This is a genomic window from Streptomyces corynorhini (genome assembly GCF_003346515.1).
GTDB classification, from domain to species: domain Bacteria; phylum Actinomycetota; class Actinomycetes; order Streptomycetales; family Streptomycetaceae; genus Streptomyces; species Streptomyces corynorhini.
In genome coordinates, this window is sequence record NZ_QQNA01000031.1 from 1 (window position 1) to 21,658 (window position 21,658).

A 21,658-nucleotide genomic window follows, 5' to 3' on the forward strand; every position below is an offset into this window, starting at 1 on the left:
GACGGCGCGGATCCGCGCCGTCCTCCGTCCGTTCGGTGAGTCCGCCCATCGGCAGGTGCCCGTCGCTGGGCCAGCTGCCGCGGCCGGCGAGGGAGAGGGCGGCCCGGCTGTCGTGCTCGTGGGCCTCGTGGTTGAGGCGGGCGACGGTGGAGCGCAACGGCTCCACATACCAACGGCACTCCGCCAGCCAGTCGTTGCGGGCCCGGTGGACGTCGAGAACGTCGGGGGAGGGGAGGGCGCCGACGAGCAGGCTGCTGACGGACTGCACGACCAGCGGCCGGTCGCCCTCGTTGCGCAGCAGCACCTCACCACGCAGCACGGACACGCCGTCGGGGGAGGAGTAGCGTACCTCGACCGTCAACCCCGTGAGCGCATCGTGGAGTTCGACGGTCAGCCGGTGCCAGTCGCCGTCCCGGACGCCGCGGTGCGCGCGGTGCCGCAGCCGGGAGCCGAGCGCACCGTCGAGGAAGCGCTGCCCCGACCAGCCGCTGCCGTGGCCGAGGGCGGATATCTCCACCAGGGGAAGGGGGGTACCGGCGTGCGCGGGGTCGGTCGCCGGGTCGCCCGGACGGGCCAGCCGGACCATGCCGAGCACGCCGTCGGGGTCGGTGGCGAACTCCGTTTCGAGTGCCGAATGGCCCCAAGTGAACCTCACCGGGGTGTGGTTCGCTGCCTGTCCGGTCAACGTGCCCTCCTGATGCCGCGCTTACCAGCGGATTGCGTCCGGCCCATGAATCCATCGTTACGGTCTCTTGACGCGCTCTGTGTGACCGGTCACAATCCTGGCATGAATGTGACCGGTCACACAAGGAAGCTGTCGGGGACGGCACCCAGCATCAGGGACGTCGCCGCGGCGGCCGAGGTGTCGTACCAGACCGTCTCCCGCGTGATCAACGGCCATCCCAGCGTGAAGCCGTCGACCCGCGAGCGGGTCCTCGCCGCCATCGAGGAGCTGGGGTTCCGGCGCAGCGCCACCGCGCACGCGCTGGCCAGCGGCCGGTCCCGGTCGGTCACCGTACTCACCGCGAACACCACGCACTACGGGTACGCGGCCATCCTCCAGGGCATCGAGGAGGAGGCCAGGCGCGCCGCCTACTCCCTGGGCATCGCGGTGCTGGAGTCGGCCGACGAGAGCGCCGTGCGCGCGGTCGTGCGCCGCGCGGCGGACACCGGCGGCGGGCTCGTGGTGATCGCGTACGACCCGGCCGGAGTCGCCGCCCTGCGGGCCGTCCCCGCCGGGCTGCCGGTCGTGGGGGTGGTCGAGACCCCGGCGAGCCCGCCCGGCGGCGACCGGCCCTGGGTGTGGACCGACGACCGGGTGGCGGCCGAGGAGGCCACCCGGCATCTGCTCTCGCTCGGCCACGAGACCGTGCACTACGTGGCCATACCGTCCAGCACCCGCCGCACCGCCCCGCGTACCGCCGGCTGGCGTGCCGCGCTGCGCGAGGCGGGGGCGCCCGAGCCGCGCCCCCTGCAGGGCGGCTGGGGCCCGGCCGGCGGTCACGCGGCGGGCCGGAGGCTGGCCGGGGATCCGGCCGTCACCGCGATCCTGTGCGGCAACGACGACCTCGCGCTCGGAGTGCTCCGGGCGTTGCGCGAGGCGGGCCGGGACATCCCGGGCGAGGTGAGCGTGGCCGGTTTCGACGACGCGCCGTCCTCCGCGTACCTCACCCCGTCGCTCACCACCGTACGGCTGGACTTCGCGGGCCTGGGGCGGGCCGCCTTCGGACTGCTCCACGACGTCGTGGAGGAGTCGGCGCGGGTGGCCCCGCATCCCGTGTCCGTACCCGAACTGATCGTCAGGGAAAGCTCAGGCCCCCCGTCGGCCCGCCCGGCCCGGCGGTAGGCGCACTTCCTCACACCACCCTCTACGCAGCGAGGCGGATCTCACGATGAAGAGAGTTCTACCGGTCCTGGTGCTGATATGCGCCACCGCGCTGACCGCCACCGCGTGCAGCGATCCGACGGTGACGGACGACGGCGCGGAGTCCGGAAACGCGGCGAAGGCCGATCCCACGGCGAGGCTCGACGGTGTGAAACTGACCATGTGGACCGCCCAGAACACGGTCAACGCGCCCCGGCAGGTCATCGACGCCTTCGAGAAGGCCACCGGCGCGAAGGTCGACACCCAGGCCATCCCCGATCTGTACGAGCAGAACGTCCCGACCAAGCTCGCCTCGGGCGACAAGCCGGACCTGATGTTCTGGCAGCCGTCCCTCTCCACACTGCCGTTCATCCAGCCCCGGCAGAATCTGCTCACCCTGGACAGCGAGCCCTGGGTGAGCAAGCTCGGTGACACGGAGAAGTCCCTCGGTGTGCTGGACGGCAAGCGGTACGCCGCGATCGTCACCAGCCCCGCCATGCTCGGCGTCTACTACAACAAGGACGTCTTCCGGAAGGCGGGCATCGCCGAGGCCCAATTCCCCCGGAGCTACGACGAGTTGCTGAAGCTCGGCCACAAGATCAAGGACACGACGGACGCCGCCGCCTTCTACGAGTCGGGCGGCGACAAGTGGCCCATGCAGTGGCAGATGCAGGTGCAGCTCACCGACCTCGACCAGCGGTGGTGGGCGGGCCTCAACAAGAACGAGGAGAAGTGGACCGACCCGGTCGTCGTCAAGGCCGTCACCACCTACAAGGACCAGCTCCTCGGTGCCGGGCTCGCGCAGAAGAACTACCGCACCGGCACCTTCACCGGCTCGGCCGACGCGCTGTGGAAGGGCGAGGCGGGCATGGTCCTCAACGTCACCTCCTTCCAGACGCAGTTGCAGGCGAAGTACAGCACGGCGGAGATCGACAAGAAGATCGGCTGGTTCCCCGTCTCGAACTCCGACGCCACCGGCATGTACTCGCCGGACCAGACCAACGGCGTCGTCGCCTTCAGGACCGGTGACCAGAAGCGGCAGGACGCCGCCCGCCAGTTCCTCGCGTTCTGGCTCGACACCGACTACGCGGACTACATCGAGGCGATGAAGATCCCGTCCGTCCAGCCCGCCGTACCCAGCCCCGACGGGCTCCCGCAGACCTCTCTCGACCAGATCAAGGCGCTGCCCACCGCGAACGGTGTCTTCCAGGCCAAGGCCATCGTCGCGCCCGACACCCACCTCTATCTCGCCGACATGATCTACGACAAGAAGACCCCCGCGCAGGTGGCGCAGGCGATCCAGGACCAGTTCGCGCAGGTGGCCAAGGCTCAGGGCGCGCCCGGCTTCTGACGGCGGCGCCTGCCCGACCACCGCGGCGCCCGCCCCGACCACCTTGGCCCCGCACGCTCCCGCATGTTTCCCGAACGCCTCCGAACGCCTCCGAACGCTTCCGTACGAGGGATGTCAGCCGTGGCGGACACAGCCATACGCACCCGCGGGGCCGCGCCGCCCACCCGCGGAGGGAAGAAGCCGGGACGGCTGCCCCGTGCCGCCGTCCACCACCCCTGGTGGTTCGCACTGCCGGCCGTGGCGGTCTTCGCGGCCTTCTTCCTGGTGCCCAACCTGCTCAACTTCTACTACCCGTTCACCAATTGGTCCTCCTACCATCCGGACGTCGCCTTCACCGGCCTCGACAACTTCCGGACGATCGCCGACGACGGCTCCCTGCTGAGGTCCATCAGGACCACCCTCCTGTACGCGGCGCTCGCCGCCCTCTTCCAGAACGGCTTCGGCCTCGGACTCGCGCTCCTCCTCGAAGAGGACTCCCGCTTCAACCGCTTCTTCCGCGCCGTCTTCTTCCTGCCGGTGCTCATCTCGGCGCTCGCCGTCGGCTACGTCTTCCAGGCGCTCCTGGACCAGGACGGCGCGGTCAACGCCGCCCTCGGCACGGACATCCCCTGGCTGGGCTCCACCACCTGGACCGTCGTCCTGGTCTCCGTCATCCACGGCTGGAAGTGGATGGGCCTGGCCATGCTGATCTATCTCGCCGGGCTCAAGGGCATCCCCGGCGACATGCTGGAGGCCGCCAAAGTCGACGGCGCCGGGCCCTGGCGCACCTTCCGGTCCGTGCGCTGGCCGATGCTCGCGCCCGCCCTCACCTTCAATGTCACCACCGCGCTCATCGGCTCGATGAACACCTTCGACATCGTGCAGGCCACCACGGGCGGCGGACCGGCCGCCTCCACCGAGGTCTTCAACATCTACATGTTCCGGATCTTCGGACAGGGGCTGTACGCGCAGGCGTCCGCGATGAGCCTGGTCCTCTTCCTGATCGTCGTGGTCATCGCGATCCCGCTCGTCGTCGGGCTGCGCCGAAGGGAACAGACACTGTGACCAGCACGCCCGGCACACTCCCACGCCCCGGAACCGCCGGAATCAGCGGAACCGGCGCGGCCGGCCCGCGGCTGTGGCGGTACGGACGCCCGGCCCTGGTCGTCCTGCTCGCCGCGCTCGCCATCGGCGTACCCCTGTGGCTGGTGCTCGTCACCTCCGCCAAGCCGCAGGGCGAGGCGGTACGGCCCAACCTCGATCCGCCGCGCCACTGGCAGCCCGCCGACAACTACGCGGACGCCGTCGGGCAGGGCGAGATGCTCCGCGGCTTCGTCAACTCCCTGCTCGTCGTGGTGCCTTCGGTGGCGCTGGTCCTGATCCTCGGCGCCGGGGCGGCCTGGGTCTTCGCCCGCCGCTCCTCGAAGCTCGTCTCGGCCGCGTACGCCCTGACCATCAGCGGGCTGCTGCTGCCGCCCGCCGTGATCACCATCGTCATGGAGCTGCGCCAGCTCGGCCTGGCCGGCACCCGGCCCGGCATGATCGCCGTCTACACCGGGATGTATCTGTCCACCTCGGTCTTCTTCATGACCGGCTTCATCAGAACCATCCCCACCGAGCTGGAGGAAGCGGCCCGCATCGACGGCGCCGGGCCCACGCGGATCTTCCTGCGGATCATCCTGCCGCTGCTGCGGCCGGTGATCGCCACCGCGACGATCATGGTGATGCTCTATGCCTGGAGCGACATCTTCTACGCCTTCTTCGTCCTCGGCGGCGGAGACGGGGCGACCCTGCCGATCAATCTCTACCAGGTCGCCGGCGCCCAGCTGTACCTCAACAACTGGCACCTCATCTTCGCGTACGTCGTGGTGATGAGCCTGCCCATGGTCGCCGTGTTCCTGGTGGCCCAGCGCAAGATCGTGTCCGGAATCACCAGTGGAGCCGTGAAGTAGCAACTGGAGGTCCAAATGAGCACATCCCCCCGCACCTTCCGACCGGCGCGTGGCGCCGGAAGGACCAGACACCGGGCGTCGACCATCCTCGGCGCGACCCTGCTCGGAGCAGCCTTGACCGCCGGATTCCTGCCCACCGCACACGCCGACCAGACGTCCGCCGCGGCCGGGACCCGGGCCGCTGCCGCCCAGCGCGTCACCGTCGACCTCGCCGCGCCCGAGGGCGAGGTGCTGCGCGGTGCGAACGGCGCGCTGTACGGACTGAGCGACGACGGGGTGCCGAGCGACGCCGCGCTCGCCCCGCTCAAGCTCACCACCGTCTCCCAGAAGGCCGAGGGCGGCGCCCAGCATCCCAACGGCGACGCCGTCACCGTCTCGAAGTCGTTCTTCCGCAACGGCGGCGGCGACGTCCTGGTGATGATGCAGGACATCTACGCCCAGTGGCCGTACGAGGACCTCGGCATCGACGACTACCTCACCAAGGTCGACAAGATCGCCCGCGATGTGGCGAACGCGCCCAACAGCGAACACTTCGTCTACGTCCCGTTCAACGAGCCCGACCAGATCTGGTACCACCTGGGCGTCTCCGACCAGGCGACGTACCAGACCAACCGGGACCGCTTCCTCAAGGACTGGAAGACCGTCTACCAGCGCATCCGCGCCATCGACCCGGACGCCAGGATCGCCGGCCCCAACGAAGCCTCGTACCACACAAGGCTGCTGACCGACTTCCTCACCTTCGCGAAGAAGGAGAACGTCCTGCCGGAGGTCACCACCTGGCACGAGCTGAGCCCCTCCTCCCTGCGCGACTTCCAGAGCCACTTCGACACCTACCGGGCCATCGAGAAGAGCGTCGGGATCACGCCCCGAACGGTCAACATCAACGAGTACGCCAACCGCCGCGACCTCTCCGTACCGGGCCAACTGGTGCAGTGGGTCTCGATGTTCGAACGCAACAAGGTGTACGCGGACCAGGCGTACTGGGACGCCGCAGGCAACCTCGACGGCAACGTCGTGCGCACCAACATCCCCAACGGCGGCTGGTGGTTCTTCCGCTGGTACGCCGGGCTGACCGGCCGGACCGTCAAGGTGACCCCGCCCTCGCTCAACACCGTCGACACACTCCAGGGCCTGGCCTCCCTCGACACCACCCGCAAGCAGGCGCAGGTACTGCTCGGCGGTGCGGCCGGTGACGCTGACGTGGCCGTCCAGCACGTCGACCCGGCCGTCTTCGGCACCTCGGTCACCGCGACCGTGGCCGAGGCCGCCTGGTCCGGCTACGAGGGACAGCACGCCGCTCCGCGCGTCCTGTCCCGTACGAAGCTGACCGTCGCCGCCGACGGCTCCGTGACCGTCCCCCTCACCGGCATGAAGCAGATGTCCGCCTACCGGATCGTGCTCACCCCGGCCGGCTCCGGCACCCCCGCCGCCGCCACCGTCCCGTGGTCCGCCTCCTACGAGGCCGAGGACGCCCGCATCACCGGCGGGCAGGTCTACACCCAGGGCACGGTCTCCAACGCCAACGGCTACGCCACCTCGGGCACCAAGGACGTCGGCTCGCTCAACACCTCCGGCAGCAAGGTGGACTTCACCGTCACCGTGCCCACCACGGGCGGCTACGACCTGTCGGTGCTGTACGGCAACCAGTCCGGCGCCCCCGCCACCCAGCTGCTCTCCGTGGACGGCGGCGCCACGACCGGCGTCCGCTACCCCTCCACCGAGAACTGGACCTACCGGGCGAAGGCCGATCTCACCGTCGCCCTCACCGCGGGCACCCACACCCTCACCCTGGCCAAGGGCACCGGTGAGGTCACCCTCGACCGGATCGACCTGACCGCGAACACCACCCCGGCCGCCTCCTACGAGGCCACCCTCGCCGACATCTCCGGCAGTGTGTCCTACGACTACACCGACGCCTCCGGCACCGGCACCGGAGCGCTCGTGCTCGGGTCGGGCGCCAAGGCCGTCTACGACGTGTACGCACCCCGCGACGGCTACTACACGGTGACCTCGCGCGCCTCCGCCGCCGTACAACTCGCCCTGCACGAGGAGACGGTGACCGCCGCCCCCGGCCAGGCCCTGCGGCTGTACCTCGTGGCGGGCAACAACCGCGTCACCGCCACCGGCAGCGCCTCCCTGCGCTCGCTCGACGTGTCCGGCACCGGCTCCACCACCGGCACCCTCGCCTACGACGGCGCCCAGGCCCGCCTGGCGGGCGGTGCCCGGCTGGTGGACAGCGCCCACGCCACCGAGGGCAGCTACATCGGCTGGCTGGGCAACAGCGCCGCCTCCACCGCCACCTTCACCGTCGACGCGCCGCGCGCCGGAAAGTACCTGCTCGTCCTCACGTACGGCCAGAACGACCGGCGCGACAACGGCCACGCGTACAACACCGACATCGTCTCGCGCACCGCCGACGTCACGGTCGGCGCCAACACCCGGAAGGTGACCTTCAAGAACACCTGGAGCTGGGAGGACTTCTGGACCCTCGGCGTCCCGGTCACCCTCCAGCAGGGCGCCAACACCCTCACCCTGTCCAACGCGTCCGCCTGGGCACCGAACATCGACCGCGTCGAACTGGCCCCGGTACGCGGCTGATCCGGCCCCGATCACCCCGCCCGGCACACCGAGGACCGGCCCGCTCCCTGGCCGGTCCTCGGTCCTCGCTCACCAGGGACGCGCTACGTCAGGCCGGTGACCTGCCAGCGTTGATTCGTACCGGAGTTGGGCTTCCAGACCGAGACCCGGGCGCCCTCCGCGGACGACTGCCCGGCGACCTCCAGCAGTTCGCCGCTCACGGCGCTGACGAAGGTGTAGCTGCCGTCGCCCGTGGTGGACAGGATCCACTGGGCGCCGCGGCCCGGCTTCGCCTGGTCCCTCTCCAGCACCGCCGTGCCGCCGTCGACCGCGAGTCGGCTGCCGTCCGCCGGGTTGCGCAGTACGTAGCGCTCCCGGTCGCCGACGCCCTTCGTCACCTTCTCGATCCGCCACCGCTGGCCGGCGTCGCCCGCGTCGGTGGTGCGGATCACGGCTCCGGTCGCGTCGTCCGAGACGCCGAGCGACTTGCCGCTGCCCACGCCGGTCAGGCCGTAGGTGTGCCCCGGCCGGATCGGCGCGGTGTCCTTGGCCACCCCGGACACGCCCGTGATCCGCAGGGTGGTCACCGAACCGGCCGGTACGGTGACGCTCGCGCGGCCCTTCGACACGGCGACCGCGCGCTTCTTGACCAGGGCGCCCGAGGCGTCCGTGACGACGGGGGTGACCTTCGCGCCCTTGGCCACCTCGGCGAAGCCGGACAGGTCGAGAGCGATCTCATGGGCGCTGTCGGTGTCGTTGACGTGGACGACGGTGGCCTCGCGCCCGGAGGCGGACACCGCCGCCGCGCTCGCGGTGTCGTCCACCCGGACCAGCCGGTCGCCGGGGCGGATGAAGTGGGTGAAGTTCCGCGCGGTGTCGAACTTGGTGTTGGTCAGCACCGGGCAGGTCTTCAGGGTGTCCTTCGCCGTGCAGCTGAACGGCACCTGGATCGAGCCCCAGTTGCCGCCCTTCGCGGACTCGCCGCCCGGCCGCATGTTGTCGTAGTCCTCCACCGGCTGCCAGAACAGCCAGGCGGTGGGCTCCAGTTCGCGCAGATCGTCCACGATGTGCCGGGCCAGACCCAGCCCCGGCCTCATGCTGGTGAAGTCCTGGCCGTCGCCCCAGTCGCCGTCGACCTCGCTCATCCACAGCGGCTTGTCGGCGCCCTTGGCGATGTCGCGCGCGGTGGTCCGGCCGCCGGTGCCGTAGGTGTGGACGTTGAGCTGGGCGACCAGATCCCGTACGTCCCGCGGGTAGGACTCCCAGTTGCGGGCGAACGTCGTCGGGTTCGTCTCGTCCATCGCGGAGATCACCGCGTCGGTCTTCGACTTGCCGAGCTTCTCGGCCAGCGCCCTGATGACCTGCTGCTGGCGCTCGGGGCCGACATGGGCGCCCTCCTGCCTGCCCCCCACCGGCTCGCCGTCCGGGCCGAGCGTGGTGCCCCAGTAGGACGTGTTGGGCTCGTTGAACGGGTCGACGGTGTCGACCTTGATCCGGCTCGCCTTCTCCAGCCGCTCCACCGCGCCGGTCAGATAGGCGGCGAAGTCGGCCACCTTGTCGGGACGCAACTGGTCCTGCCCGGCCTGGAAGTTGCCCGAGACATAGCCGCTCTCGGTCATGAACCAGGGCGGCGAGTTGGAGAACGCCTCCCAGTGCGTGACGTCCTTCTTGATCCGGTTCACCCACCAGCGCTGAGTGGCATCGGCGTTCGCGTTCCAGTGGGCGGGGTTGCCCGCCGACCACCAGTCGCGGTCGTCACGCGTGGTCCCCTCGGGCGCCCGCCACCAGCCCTCGACCGCGCCGCCCGCCCGCAGATAGTCCTTGACGTCGGGCGCGTTGCCGCCGCCAATGTTGTAGCGGGCGATGTTGAGGGCGAGCCCGTCGTCGCCGAAGACCAGCTTCGCCAGCCTCTCGCGGATCTCCGCCGGATAGCCGCCGGTCGCATGGGCGAACCAGACGAGGCTGGTGCCCCAGCCCTCGAACTCCTGCCCCTGGTAGGAGGGGTCGGGCCGTACGGTGACGGTGGTGGTGGCGGCCGGGGCGGCGGCCCCGGCCTGTGGACCGCCGGCCAGCACACCGCCGGTCGCGAGGGCGACGGCCAGGGCCGCCGCCGGATACCGGAAGGTACGTGGTCTCTTCATCGTGAGGAATTCCCTTGTCCGTGTCGCGTCATCGGGACAGAACCGCAGACGTGCCTGGTGAAGACCCCCCTCCCGGTGCCCTCCCGCGCCGGGGCCGGCGCGGACCTCAGCGGCGTACCACCGCCACCCCGCGCGGCCCGAGCACGAGCGGCCCTTCCGCGCCGTGTCGTGTGCTGCCCGCCGTCCCGGCGAGCAACGTGCCGCTGAGCCGGGCCAGTTCGACCGGCTCGTCGGTGCGGTTGACGAGGAACCAGTACGCGGTGTCGCCGTCGCCCCTGACCACCAGCTCCACCCGGCCGCGCGCGGCCTCGGGCAGTTCACCGGCCACCCCGGCCCGCGCGAGCAGCGGCGCGAGCACCCCTCGCAGCCCCTCGGCACCGAGCCGGGTGGAGACGTACGCGGCGGAGCCGCCGCCCACCGCGCGGCGGGTGATCGCGGGCCGCCCCGACTGGTCGCCCGTACGGTACGAGGCGAGTACCTCGACGGCGTCGTCCGTCACGGTGATCCGGTCGGTCCACAGCGTGCCCGTGGAGCCGTCGTCGAGGGTGACGTGCTGCCCGTCGAGCAGCGGCCCGAACTCCTCGATCCGGATGCCGAGCAGCTCCCGCAGCGCGCCCGGGTAGCCGCCCAGCCAGGCGTGGTCGTTCTCGTCCACCACACCGGAGAAGTACGTGGTGACCAGATGGCCCCCGCCCTCGACGTAGCCGGTCAGCTCCTTGGCGAGATCGCGCGGCACCACGTGCAGTACCGGCGCCACCACCAGGTCGTAGCCGTCCAGCGACGCGCCCCGGTGGACGACATCGGCCCGTACCCCCAGGTCGAGGAAGGCCGAGTACCAGTCCAGCGCCTCCTGGCGGTAGCGCAGCAGGGAGGTCGGGTGGGAGTCCTGCTCGCTGGCCCACCACGACTCCCAGTCGAAGAGGACGGCCGCGCGGGCGGGCCGCCCGTGGGAGCCCACGACCTCGGACAGCTCGCCCAGCAGAGCGCCGAGCGCGGCCACCGAGCGGAACACCTCGCTGTCGGGACCGGCGTGCGGCACCATCGCCGAGTGGTACTTCTCGGCGCCCGCCGCCGACTGCCGCCACTGGAAGAAGCAGACGGCGTCCGCGCCGTGCGCCACGTGCAGCAGCGAGTCCCGCGCCAACTCGTCAGGTCGCTTGGCCACGTTGACGGGCTGCCAGTTCACGGCGCTGGTGGAGTGCTCCATCAGGAACCAGGGGTGTCCGCCGGCGATCGAACCGGTCAGGTTCGCGGAGAACGACAGCTCGTCGAGCCGCTGCGGTCCTGGCAGGGTGTAGTGGTCGTTGGAGACGAAGTCCACCTCCCGGGCCCAGTCGGCGTAGTGCATCCCCTTCGTCTCGCCCATCACCATGAAGTTGGTGGTCACCGGGGTGTCGGGGGTCAGCCGGTACAGCAGGTCGCGCTCGGCCCGCAGATAGTCCTTCAGGGCGTCCGAGGAGAACCGCTTGAAGTCGAGCTGCTGGGTCGGGTTGGGGTGCGAGGCGGCCAGCCGGGGCGGCAGGATCTGGTCCCACTCCGTGTAGCGCTGGGCCCAGAAGGCCGTTCCCCAGGCGTGGTTGAGAGCCTCGATCGAGCCGTAGCGGTCGGTCAGCCAGCCGCGGAAGGCGTGCGCGGCGTCGTCGGAGTAGTCGTAGATGTTGTGGCAGCCCAGCTCGTTGGAGATGTGCCAGGCGGTGAGCGCGGGGTGGTCCCCGTACCGCTCGGCCATCTTCCGCGCGAGCTTGAGCGCGTAGCTGCGGAAGACCGGCGAGGTGGGCCGCCAGTGCTGGCGGGCGCCGGGCCACACCGTCTCGCCGGCGGCGGTGACCGGCAGGATCTCCGGGTGCAGCGTGGTCAGCCACGGCGGCGGGGAGGCGGTCGCGGTCGCCAGATCCACCGCGATGCCGCCCTCGTGCAGCAGATCCATGATCTCGTCCAGCCAGCCGAACTCCCAGGTGTCGGGGGCGGGCTGGATCCGGGCCCAGGAGAAGATGGCGAGGGACACGATGTTCACACCGGCTTCGCGCATCAGCCGGATGTCCTCGGGCCACACCTCGCGCGGCCACTGCTCCGGGTTGTAGTCGGCGCCGTACGCGAACCGCGGTGTGCGGTCGTCGTGGGGCCGGCGCAGCCAGCGGGGCGACGGGACGCGGGTCATCTTGCTCCTCGGATGAGAATCGAGCCGGTGGATACGCGGCGCGGGTGGGCCGCGGGCGCCGGGTGGTGACGGCTGACGGAGTCGCCGCCCTCCGCCACCACCTGCCCGGCCGGAGTTACTTGACGGTGAAGCCCTGCTCCGAGCCGTAGGCGCGGGACTGCTTCTGCCAGGCGGCGAGGCCCTCGCTCAGCGTGGTGCCGGAGACGTACGCCTTGCCGACGGTGTCGTTGAAGATCGAGTTCGCGTAGACCTGGAAGGGCAGGTACGACCAGTCGGACGCGACCTCGGACGCGGACTGGGCGAAGACCTTGTTGATCTCCTGACCGCCGAAGTAGTCGAACTTCGTGTCCAGGAACTCCTTGGACGTCATGTCGGCGGTGGTCGCGGGGTACGCGCCGTCCTTCACCCGGGACTTGACGCCCGCCCCGGCGGCGACGTACTCGGTGAACGCGTAGGCGAGCGCCTTGTTCTTGCCCGCGGCGGGGACGGCCAGCGAGCTGCCGCCGCTCTCCGCGCTGGACTTCTCGCCCGCCTTCCACTGCGGCAGCGGGGCCACCCGCCAGTCACCGGCCGCGGCGGGCGCGCCCGTCTGCAGGTTGGTGGGCATCCAGGCGCCGGTGGCCAGGGTGGCGATGGTGCCGTCACCCAGACCCTTGAACCACTCGTCGGTCCACGAGGTGACGGGCGCGAGCAGCTTGCCGTCGAGCAGCTTCTGCCAGGTCTTGGCGAAGGTGGTGCTTCCGGCGTCGCCGAAGTCGATGCTCACATCGGTGCCGTCGACCTTGTACGGGCGACCGCCGGCCTGCCACATCAGGCTGGTGGCGAAGCCCGCCTCGCCGGTGTCGGCGGTGATGTAGACCTTCGGGTCGGCCTTGTGCAGCTTCTCGGCCGCCGTCACGTACGCGTCCCAGGTGGTCGGCACCGCGATCTTGTACTTGTCGAAGACCTTCTTGTTGTAGTACAGGGCCATCGGGCCCGAGTCGACCGGCAGCCCGTAGACGGCGTCGTCGGAGGTGACCGCGTTCCACGGGCCGGGGGAGTAGGAGTCGGCCAGCTTGTCGGCACCGTACGGGGCGAGGTCGGCGACGGACTTGGCCAGCGAGAACTGGCCCAGTGCGAAGTACTCGATCTGCGCGACGTCGGGGACGCCCTTGCCCGCCGAGATGGCGTTCTGGAGGGCGGTGTACTCGTCCTTGGACGTCCCGGCGTTGACCACCTTGACCTTCACCTTGGGGTGCGCGGCCTCGAAGTCCTTCGCGACCTTGGGGATGGTGGAGTCCCAGGTCCAGACCGTGAGGTCGCCGCCCTTTTCGAGAGCCGCCTTGACGTCGTCGGCGCTCCCCGAGTCCGAGCCGCCGCTGTCGTCGGAGGATCCGCCGCAGGCCGTCAGGGTGAGGGCGAGGGCGAGCACGGAGGCCAGACCGGCACCGCGCACGCCGCGCCGGCGCGCTGTGTTGTACATCAGAGTCATCTCACTTCGTTGTCAGAGAACTGCCGAACAGCTGAGGAAAAGGGGAGGGATCACCAGGAGCGGGCGGGAAGCGAGCGGCTCACTCCTTGACGCTGCCCGCGGCGAGCCCGGACTGCCAGTACCGCTGGAGCAGCAGGAACGCGGCGATGAGGGGCACGATGGTGAGCAGCGAGCCGGTGATCACCAGGTTGAAGATGGCCTCGCCGCCGTTGGTCTGCGCCTGCGCGTTCCAGGAGTTGAGTCCGAGCGTGAGCGGGTACCAGTCCGGGTTCTTCAGCATGATCAGCGGCAGGAAGTAGTTGTTCCAGGTCGCGACCATGGTGAACAGCAGCACCGTCACGATGCCGGGGGCCAGCAGCGGCAGGCTCACCGTGAAGAAGGTACGGATCTCGCTCGCGCCGTCGATCCTGGCGGCCTCCAGCAGCTCGGCGGGGATCGCCTCGGCGGCGAATACCCACATGAGATAGAGGCCGAACGGTGAGATCAGCGACGGGATGATCACCGCCCAGGGGGTGTCGGTCAGCCCCATCTTGCTGAACATGAGGAAGGTGGGGACCGCCAGCGCCGTACCGGGGACGGCGACGGCGCCGATCACCACCGCGAAGATGCCGCGCTTGCCGGGGAACTGGAACTTGGCGAGCGCGTAGCCGCCGAGCACCGCGAGGAAGGTCGCGCCGCCGGCTCCCACCACCACGTAGAGCAGGGTGTTGAGCAGCCAGCGGACGAACACACCGTCGTTGTAGGTGAGCGTGTCCGCGATATTGCGGAAGAACGCGAAGTCGCTGTCGAACCAGAGCCCGGAGGAGGAGAGCAGCCCGCTCTGCGTCTTGGTCGAGTTGATGACGAGCCAGACCAGCGGCACCAGGGCGTAGACCAGCACCAGACCGGTCAGCACGGTGAGCAGCACACTGCGGCGCGGGCGGTTGACACTGTGCCGTTGTCCGGGGCCGGGGGTGCGCAGCCCGGTGACGGGCCGGGGTGCGCGGTCCTCGCCCGGGGTGGCGGTGGCCGGGGCGGTGGCTCCCATCGTCACGCTTCCTTTCGCATGCCGCGGAGCTGGACGGCATAGGCGATGATCATGGTGAAGATGCCCATGATGATCGCGACCGTGGCCGCGTAGTTGTGCTGCTGGCCGGAGAAGGCCAGCGAGTAGGTGTAGAAGTTCGGCGTGAAGTCCGTGGTGATCGTGTTGGGCGCCAGATTCTTCAGGATGCTCGGCTCGTTGAAGAGCTGGAAGCTGCCGATGATCGAGAAGATGGTGGCGATGACCAGCGCGCCCCGGATGGCGGGGAGTTTGATGGCCGTGATGACGCGCAGCTGCCCGGCGCCGTCGATCTCCGCCGCCTCGTAGAGCGAGTGCGGGATCACCCGCAGCGCCGCGTAGAAGATCAGCATGTTGTAGCCGACGAACTCCCAGGTCACGATATTGCCGATGGAGGCGAGCACCAGACCGGAGGAGAGCGGGTCGGGCAGTGACACCCCGAAGGCGTCGTTGATGTTGCCGACGAGGCCGAAGCGGGTGCCGTACATGAAGCCCCACATCAGGGCGGCCACCACGGCGGGGACGGCGTACGGCAGGAAGATCGCGATCCGGAAGAAGTTCCTGCCGTAGAGCCGGCCGCTGTCGATGGCCAGCGCGACCAGCAGCGCGATCCCGAGCATCACCGGTACCTGCACCGCGAGGAAGAGGGTCACCCGGCCCAGCGCGGACCAGAAGTTCGGGTCCTCCAGCGCCCGCTGGTAGTTGTCGAACCCGACGAACGAGGTGCCGCCCACGAGTTGGGTCCGGAAGAGGCTCAGATAGATCGAGTAGCAGATCGGGGCCAGGAAGACGAGGGCGAAGACCGCCATGAACGGTCCGATGAAGCCCCAGCCGATCAGGGCCCGCCTGCGTCGAGGGCCCCGTGGCGGGGCGGGGTGTCCCGCTGTGGAGGGCGGTGACAATGCCGTCATGACTTTGTTCCTCGCTGGTCGTCCTGGCGCACCCGGCACCCGGCAGCCGGATGGAAACGTACGTGAACAGGCCATGCCCCGATACCGCCGCGGGCGACATGTTTACGTAAACATCTGTTGATGGGATGCTTACATTGGGGCCCGGAGGGCGTCAAGATTCATGGCGGGGTCAGTTTTGCCCCGAGGCGGCGCCGACCGCGGAGCGTGAGGGTACGGGTGGAGGACATCGTGGACAGCGCGGAGCCGGACGCATGGTCGTCGCAGGCCGGAGCGGCGGGCCCCGGGACAGCCGGGGCGGGCCGCGGGACAGTCGGATCGCCGCGCCGTCGCAGAGTGTCCATGGCGGACGTCGCCCGGCGCGCGGGTGTCTCCTCGCAGACGGTCTCCCGGGTGGCCAACGGCCACCAGGGGGTGGTGGAGAAGACCCGGGAGCAGGTTCTGGCCGCGATGAAGGAGTTGGGCTACCGGCCCAACAGCGCGGCCCGCGCGCTCAAGCGCGGCGAGTTCCGCACCATCGGCATCATCCTGTTCACCCTCTCGACCACCGGCAACGTCCGCACCCTGGAGGCGATCGCCACCTCGGCCGCGGAGCAGGGATACGCCACCACACTGCTGCCCGTCGCCATCCCCACCCAGGACCAAGTACGCGGCGCCTTCACGCGGTTGGGCGAGCTGGCGGTCGACGCCATCATCGTGATCATGGAGGTCCATCTGCTGGACGCCGCCACGGTCTCGCTCCCGCCCGACGTGGGCGTCGTGGTCGTCGACTCCAACGCGGGCGACCGCTACAGCGTGGTCGACACCGACCAGGCGGGCGGCGCCCGGGAGGCGGTGCGGCATCTGCTGGGGCTGGGACACCGTACGGTCTGGCACCTGGCCGGGCCCGAGGAGTCGTACGCCTCACAGCACCGCGCCGACGCCTGGCGGGCCACGCTGCGCGAGGCGGGCCGCGAGGTGCCGCCGCTGCTGCGCGGCGACTGGTCGGCCGAGTCCGGATACCGCGCCGGGCTGCGGCTGGCCCGCGAACCGGGGTGTACGGCGGTCTTCGCGGCCAACGACCAGATGGCGCTCGGGCTGCTGCGGGCGCTGCACGAGTCGGGCCGTACGGTCCCCGGCCAGGTCAGCGTGGTGGGCTTCGACGACATCCCGGACGCGGGCTCGTACCTGCCGCCGCTGACCACGGTCCGCCAGGACTTCGCCGAGGTCGGGCGGCGGTGCGTCGAGGGCGCGCTGCGCCAGATCCGGGAACACACCGAGGAGCCCGGCACCACGCTCGTACCCACCCGGATCGTGGTCCGCGAGAGCACGGCGCCGCCACCGGGCCCGGCGGGCTGACGGGCTGACGGGGTGACGGGCTCAGGGGCTGACGGGGGGACGGGGGGAGGCTCAGCCCCGCTGCCCCAGGTACGCGTCGCCCTTCCTGGTCAGGTGGCCGGCGTACCCCCTGCCGATCAACGGCTTGCCCCGGAAGACCGCGACCTCCCCCTTCGACGAGTCCACGACCACGGGCCGGGCGAAGCAGGCGAATTCGTTGCGCTGCCGCTCCCGTGCCCAGGCGAGCGCCGCCGGGTCGACCCGCTCGCTGACCAGTACCGGGAAGACCGCCACCCCCGTCTGCAACCCGACGGGCAGACCGCCCTTGTTCTCCCTGGCGTACTGGAGGCACTGACCGGTGAAGACGGCGATGGTCTCCGTGGCGACATAGGGGACCGCCGCCGCGATGGTGAACAGATGGAGGTTCGTGGCCAGCCAGCGGAGCCGGAAGTCCGAGCGCCGCCCGACCAGGACGGGCGCGCCTCCCCAGTTGTCCTGGCGCGGCGCGCATCCGTCGGCCGCCAGCCGGCTCTCCAGTCCGGCCAGATAGTCGCTCGTCGCATCGTGGATCATGGGTGCGATTGTGCACCGGCCGGACGTGCCCGTAAAGATCGTTTCATGGAGCGGCCCGATGGTCCCGGCGGTCCGCGGCGTCCGGCCGCTCGCAGCTCAGCAGATCGCCCGGACCGCACTGGAGTGCCTCGCAGATCGCGGTGAGTGTGGAGAACCGGATCGCTCTGGCGCGCCCGTTCTTCAGGATCGACAGGTTGACCACGGTGACGCCGACCCGCCCGGCCAGCTCGGTCAGGGTCATGCCGCGCTCGGCGAGCAGCCGGTCCAGATGGACCACGACGCGGTGCTCGTCCTCGGGGGGCATCAGACCAGCCCCTCGGTGTCGGCGCGCAGCCGGGTGCCCCGCCGGAAGACCTCGGCGAGCGCGGCGATCAGCAGCCCGAGCAGTACGGGGCCCGAGCTGAACGTCGCCTCGACCGACACCTGGTCCTCGACCGCCGTGCCCAGCACCAACTGCCCCGTGGTGACCATGTCGAGCAGCGGACGCAGGACGGCGAGGCTCAGGACGGCCACCGCGATCCCCCTCGCCCGCCGCGCGTTGTCCGGCACGAACGGGTCGCCCACCGCGAGCGTGCGCACGATCCGGTACAGCAGGTACGCGACGACCAGCAGCAGCGCCCCGCTGAAGACCTCGGGCAGTGCGAGCAGTGCGCGCTGGGTCAAGTCCGGCTGGGCGAAGGTCACTTCGCCCTGGCTGGTGCCGCTGAGCGCGATGCCCTGCGCGCCGCCCGCGTCCGCGACCGTCGCGGTCGCGCGCAGCGGTACGGTCCGCCCGGCGCCGTCGCCGCTCGTCACCCCCAGCACCTCCAGGAGCGGGATCAGCACGGCGAATCCGGCCACCAGGGCGGCGCCCACACCGAGGGCCAGGCGCAGTGCGAGGTGGTCGCCGCGATCCCACTCGACCCGGTACCAGGGGGACGCGTTCATGGCAGCCTCATATCGAAAGTCGTTGTTATCGATCATCGATAATATCGATGATCGATACCCTCGTGTCAAGTGCGCGGCTGCGCTTAACATGCGGTGATCGTCGAGGTGTTCTGCGGAAGGGGCGGGCATGCGCGCGGAGAACTGGACCGGGATCGTCACCCATCACGGCGAGGGCCCCGGGTGGGATCCCGGTACGGGGCGGCTGAGGATCGTCGACATGCTGGCCGGGGATCTCCTCGCCTTCGACGACCAGGGCGCGTATGTACGGCAGCACCTCGGCGATGTCGCGGCGGCCTGGCGCCCGCGCGCGTCCGGCGGTCTCGTGGTGGCCGTCGAGCGGGGCTTCGCGCTGATCGCGGCGGACGGCACGGTCGACGCCGGACCGGAGCTGTGGAGCGACGGCTCGATCCGGATGAACGAGGGCGGCTGCGACCCGGCCGGCAACTTCTACTGCGGCACGATGGCCTACGACACCCGCCCCGGAGCCGGCACGGTGTACCGGCTCACCCCCGGCGGCGACGTGTCCGTCGTCCACACCGGCGTGACCATCTCCAACGGTCTCGCCTGGGCCCCGGACGGCACCTTCGCGTACTACGTCGACACCCCCACGCAGTGTGTCGCCCGCGTCGCCGTCGACCCCGCCACCGGCCGGTTCGCCACCCCCGAGCCCTGGGTCACCATCGACCCGGCGGACGGCGCCCCCGACGGCATCACGCTCGACGCGCAGGGCGGGGTCTGGGTCGCGCTGTGGGGCGGCTCCGCGGTACGCCGGTACGCCGAGGACGGCACCCTGGACGAGGTGGTCGAGGTCGACGCCCACCAGGTCAGCGCCTGCGCGTTCGGCGGCGATGACTACCGGCGGCTGTTCATCACGACCTCCCGCCAGGACGTGCCGGACGGCGAGGATCCGGCGGCCGGTTCGGTCTTCACCGTCGAACCGGGGATCGGCGGGGTCGCGCCGCTGATGTTCGCGGGCTAGGCCGTGTCTGACAAATCCCGCCTGGCTCGAGACGCCTGGCACGCACGCTCGCTGCGTTGTCGGAGTCGCCCGAGTACGTCCAGTACACGGGCGATCCTCCGCCTTGCGATCGCACGCACCAGACGCCGCGAGCCCCGCCCTACGGGCGGACGGCGCTATTTGTCAGACACGGCCTAGGTTCTTCCGTCTGGATCGTGCCGGGCCCGTGTGCCTGTGTGCTCGTGTGCTCGTGTGTCCGTGTGTCCGTGTGTCCGTGTGCCCGCCTTCTCTGGCGCCTCGGGGTCAGGGCTGGGCGGCGGGGCGGATGATCATTTCGTTGACGCCGACGTCGTCGGGCTGTTCGATCGCGAACCGGATCGCCCGCGCGATGGCCTCGGGCGGGATGGCGAACTCCTCCTTCATCGCGGTCATCCGCGCGCGCAGCTCCGGATCCGGCACCGATTCGACGAATTCGGTGGCCACATAGCCCGGCGAGACCATGGAGACCCGGATCGAAGGGCCCACCTCCTGCCGCAGCCCTTCGGTGAGCGCACGGGCGGCGGCCTTGGAGGCGGAGTAGACCGCCTGTCCCGGGACCGTCTTGTAGGCGGCGGTCGACACGGTGTGCACGAACTGTCCGTACCCCTGGGCCCGGAACACGGGGAGGGCCGCGGCGATGCCGTACAACAGCCCCTTCACGTTGACGTCGATCATCGAGTCCCAGTCGTCCACCCGCAGCTCGTCGAGGAGCGAGACCGGCCCGACTCCGGCGTTGCCGACCAGGACGTCCAGCCGGCCGAACGTCTCCTGGGCGAGCGCCACCAGGCGGGCCTGATCCTCGCGGTGGCGGACGTCGACCGAGGTGAACTCGACGTCGTGTCCCTGGGCCCGCAGTTCACCGGCCAGGTGGGCGAGCCGCTCCTCGCGGCGCGCCCCCAGGACGAGCCTCGCTCCGTCCTGTGCCAGCGAGCGGGCGGTCGCGGCGCCGATTCCACTGCTCGCCCCGGTGATCGCCACGACCTTGCCCTTGATGCCCGACATGCGGTACCACCGTTCTGGATACAGTTGAAACGGACGCCTGTCCGTTACGCTTTCGACAGTAACGGACATGTGTCCGGATGGGCAAGCGGGGCCCGCCCCGGCCCGGATCGGAGCACCAGATGGAGCAGCCCCGTCGACGCGCGACGCGTTCGGACGCCGAGGGCAACCGCGCGCGCATCATCGACGTCGCGCGCACCACGTTCACCGAGAGCCCCGGTGCGAGCCTTCAGTCGATCGCGAAGACGGCCGGAGTCGGCCAGGGGACCATGTACCGGCACTTCCCCCACCGCGAAGCCCTGCTCCTGGCCGTCTACCGGCACGACGTCGAGGCGCTCATCGACGCCGCCCCCCGGCTCCTCGAAGAGCACGAGCCGCTGGAGGCCCTCCGCCTCTGGTTCGCCCGGCTCGCCGCCTACGGCCGGATCAAGCACGGAGCGTCCCTGGCCATCGAGGCCGCCACCCGCGCCGACCTCGGCAGCCAGTACTACCCGCCGGTGATCGCCGCACTGGACCGGCTGCTCGGCGCGGGCAAGGCCGCGAAGCGGCTGCGGCCCGATGTCGAGGCCGAGGAGGTCCTGCTGCTCGTGTCCTTCCTGTGGAAGGCCGACGGCGGGCCCGACTGGCAGGAGCGTGGCGCGCACATGCTCGCCATCGTCGTCGACGGACTGTGCGCCGGAGCGGCGGACTGAGGCCGTCAGGACGCGACCGCCCGCTCGGGAGGGGCACGCCGATCCGCCCCGGCCCGGCCGTCACAGCCCAGGGGCGCCCCACACGGGGAACCAGCGCGAGAGGTCGGGCTCGATCCGCAGATCGTCCCCGAGCACCGCCCTGACCTGCAGCTCCCGTGGACTGTCGCGCTTCTCGGCGCCACCGGGCACCGGCGCGAACGGGTAGAAGCTGCCGCGCTTGTAGAGATAGACGAGGGCCAACGGCCGCTGCTCCGCGTCCTCGAAGCCGAGCAGGGAGCAGAGCAGATGCGGCCCGAAGCCGCCGTCCTGGAGCAGCGTGTTGACCGCGTGCAGATCGTTGACCAGGGCCGCCGTGTCGTCCGGCGCCCGCTGGGCGAGCAGCCAGGTGTAGCCGTACGCGTCCTGGCTGAACGCCACGGGCGGCCCGGAGCGGTCCTTGTCCGCGTCGAGCAGCTCCCGTACCTCCTGGGTGATCCGCGCGAATCCGCCGCCCTCGACGCCCGCGAAACAGACGGATCCCAGGCCGGTGGGCCGGTACCCGGCGCCTGCCTGGAGGGTGAGAGCCGCTGACGGCACGGAGAACAGCTGGTCGAGATCGGGACGGACGGGCTTGCTCCGGCCGAGGATGGTGTCGAGAAGGCCCACAGGGCCGGCTCCTCACTGTGCGGGGGACGGGGGGCTCATGTCGTGTCGTACGGCGCGCGGGTCCC

The 21,658-nt window shown here is 70.6% G+C and carries 18 protein-coding genes and 1 pseudogene; 8 read left to right on the forward strand and 11 right to left on the reverse strand.

From position 1 onward, the window contains the following. Positions 1-685: pseudogene (locus tag DVH02_RS05375) on the reverse strand (glycoside hydrolase family 36 N-terminal domain-containing protein); the annotation flags it as partial. Positions 686-787: 102 nt separating this feature from the next. On the opposite strand from DVH02_RS05375, the gene DVH02_RS05380 reads away from it, so the two are divergent. The 5 genes from DVH02_RS05380 to DVH02_RS05400 all read left to right on the forward strand — a co-directional run bounded on the left by DVH02_RS05380 (position 788) and on the right by DVH02_RS05400 (position 7,744). Then, positions 788-1,846, forward strand: a complete 1,059-nt coding sequence (locus tag DVH02_RS05380; protein ID WP_114622521.1) for a LacI family DNA-binding transcriptional regulator — start codon at positions 788-790, stop codon at positions 1,844-1,846. A 46-nt stretch (positions 1,847-1,892) separates the two neighbouring features. Further along, positions 1,893-3,215: an ABC transporter substrate-binding protein gene (locus tag DVH02_RS05385; RefSeq protein ID WP_114622522.1), complete on the forward strand. Its 1,323-nt coding sequence runs from the start codon at positions 1,893-1,895 to the stop codon at positions 3,213-3,215. A 120-nt stretch (positions 3,216-3,335) separates the two neighbouring features. Beyond that, positions 3,336-4,259 carry a carbohydrate ABC transporter permease gene (locus DVH02_RS05390; RefSeq protein WP_114622523.1) on the forward strand — a complete coding sequence of 308 codons (924 nt, stop codon included), beginning with the start codon at positions 3,336-3,338 and terminating at the stop codon, positions 4,257-4,259. Positions 4,260-4,330: 71 nt separating this feature from the next. Beyond that, complete coding sequence (locus tag DVH02_RS05395) at positions 4,331-5,146, forward strand: carbohydrate ABC transporter permease (RefSeq protein WP_407697592.1); 816 nt, start codon at positions 4,331-4,333, stop codon at positions 5,144-5,146. A gap of 15 nt (positions 5,147-5,161) precedes the next feature. Beyond that, positions 5,162-7,744 carry a CBM35 domain-containing protein gene (locus DVH02_RS05400; protein WP_114622524.1) on the forward strand — a complete coding sequence of 861 codons (2,583 nt, stop codon included), beginning with the start codon at positions 5,162-5,164 and terminating at the stop codon, positions 7,742-7,744. A gap of 83 nt (positions 7,745-7,827) precedes the next feature. On the opposite strand, the gene DVH02_RS05405 is transcribed toward DVH02_RS05400, so the two are convergent. The 5 genes from DVH02_RS05405 to DVH02_RS05425 form a co-directional block, all read right to left on the reverse strand. Further along, complete coding sequence (locus DVH02_RS05405; RefSeq protein WP_114622525.1) at positions 7,828-9,864, reverse strand: RICIN domain-containing protein; 2,037 nt, start codon at positions 9,862-9,864, stop codon at positions 7,828-7,830. A 106-nt stretch (positions 9,865-9,970) separates the two neighbouring features. Further along, entirely contained in the window at positions 9,971-12,022 is a 2,052-nt protein-coding gene (locus DVH02_RS05410; protein WP_114622526.1) for a beta-galactosidase, read from the reverse strand. 115 nt (positions 12,023-12,137) lie between these two features. Continuing rightward, entirely contained in the window at positions 12,138-13,484 is a 1,347-nt protein-coding gene (locus DVH02_RS05415; RefSeq protein WP_114622583.1) for an ABC transporter substrate-binding protein, read from the reverse strand. 88 nt (positions 13,485-13,572) lie between these two features. Continuing rightward, positions 13,573-14,520: a carbohydrate ABC transporter permease gene (locus tag DVH02_RS05420; RefSeq protein WP_114622527.1), complete on the reverse strand. Its 948-nt coding sequence runs from the start codon at positions 14,518-14,520 to the stop codon at positions 13,573-13,575. A gap of 2 nt (positions 14,521-14,522) precedes the next feature. Then, entirely contained in the window at positions 14,523-15,446 is a 924-nt protein-coding gene (locus DVH02_RS05425; protein ID WP_114622528.1) for a carbohydrate ABC transporter permease, read from the reverse strand. 339 nt (positions 15,447-15,785) lie between these two features. On the opposite strand from DVH02_RS05425, the gene DVH02_RS05430 reads away from it, so the two are divergent. Next, positions 15,786-16,781 (forward strand): LacI family DNA-binding transcriptional regulator, encoded by a 996-nt coding sequence (locus DVH02_RS05430; protein ID WP_114622529.1) that lies wholly within the window; start codon positions 15,786-15,788, stop codon positions 16,779-16,781. A 51-nt stretch (positions 16,782-16,832) separates the two neighbouring features. Here DVH02_RS05430 and DVH02_RS05435 read toward each other — a convergent pair whose 3' ends face one another. Genes DVH02_RS05435 through DVH02_RS05445 form a run of 3 tightly spaced genes read right to left on the reverse strand, consistent with a single transcriptional unit; the run spans position 16,833 to position 18,260 of the window. Next, positions 16,833-17,333: a levansucrase gene (locus DVH02_RS05435; RefSeq protein ID WP_114622530.1), complete on the reverse strand. Its 501-nt coding sequence runs from the start codon at positions 17,331-17,333 to the stop codon at positions 16,833-16,835. A gap of 43 nt (positions 17,334-17,376) precedes the next feature. Then, positions 17,377-17,637, reverse strand: coding sequence for a helix-turn-helix domain-containing protein (locus DVH02_RS05440; protein WP_114622531.1), 261 nt, complete (start codon positions 17,635-17,637; stop codon positions 17,377-17,379). Then, positions 17,637-18,260 (reverse strand): DUF2975 domain-containing protein, encoded by a 624-nt coding sequence (locus tag DVH02_RS05445; protein WP_114622532.1) that lies wholly within the window; start codon positions 18,258-18,260, stop codon positions 17,637-17,639. The genes DVH02_RS05440 and DVH02_RS05445 overlap by 1 nt, the downstream gene beginning before the upstream one ends. A 127-nt stretch (positions 18,261-18,387) precedes the next feature. Between DVH02_RS05445 and DVH02_RS05450 the strand changes: the two genes are divergently transcribed. Then, positions 18,388-19,239 (forward strand): SMP-30/gluconolactonase/LRE family protein, encoded by an 852-nt coding sequence (locus tag DVH02_RS05450; RefSeq protein WP_114622533.1) that lies wholly within the window; start codon positions 18,388-18,390, stop codon positions 19,237-19,239. A gap of 282 nt (positions 19,240-19,521) precedes the next feature. On the opposite strand, the gene DVH02_RS05455 is transcribed toward DVH02_RS05450, so the two are convergent. Further along, positions 19,522-20,259 carry an SDR family oxidoreductase gene (locus tag DVH02_RS05455; protein ID WP_114622534.1) on the reverse strand — a complete coding sequence of 246 codons (738 nt, stop codon included), beginning with the start codon at positions 20,257-20,259 and terminating at the stop codon, positions 19,522-19,524. 119 nt (positions 20,260-20,378) lie between these two features. On the opposite strand from DVH02_RS05455, the gene DVH02_RS05460 reads away from it, so the two are divergent. Next, positions 20,379-20,948, forward strand: a complete 570-nt coding sequence (locus DVH02_RS05460; protein ID WP_114622584.1) for a TetR/AcrR family transcriptional regulator — start codon at positions 20,379-20,381, stop codon at positions 20,946-20,948. A 60-nt stretch (positions 20,949-21,008) separates the two neighbouring features. On the opposite strand, the gene pspAB is transcribed toward DVH02_RS05460, so the two are convergent. Next, on the reverse strand, positions 21,009-21,593 hold the full coding sequence (gene pspAB, locus DVH02_RS05465; protein ID WP_114622535.1) for a PspA-associated protein PspAB: 585 nt from the start codon (positions 21,591-21,593) through the stop codon (positions 21,009-21,011). Positions 21,594-21,658: the final 65 nt, after the last annotated feature.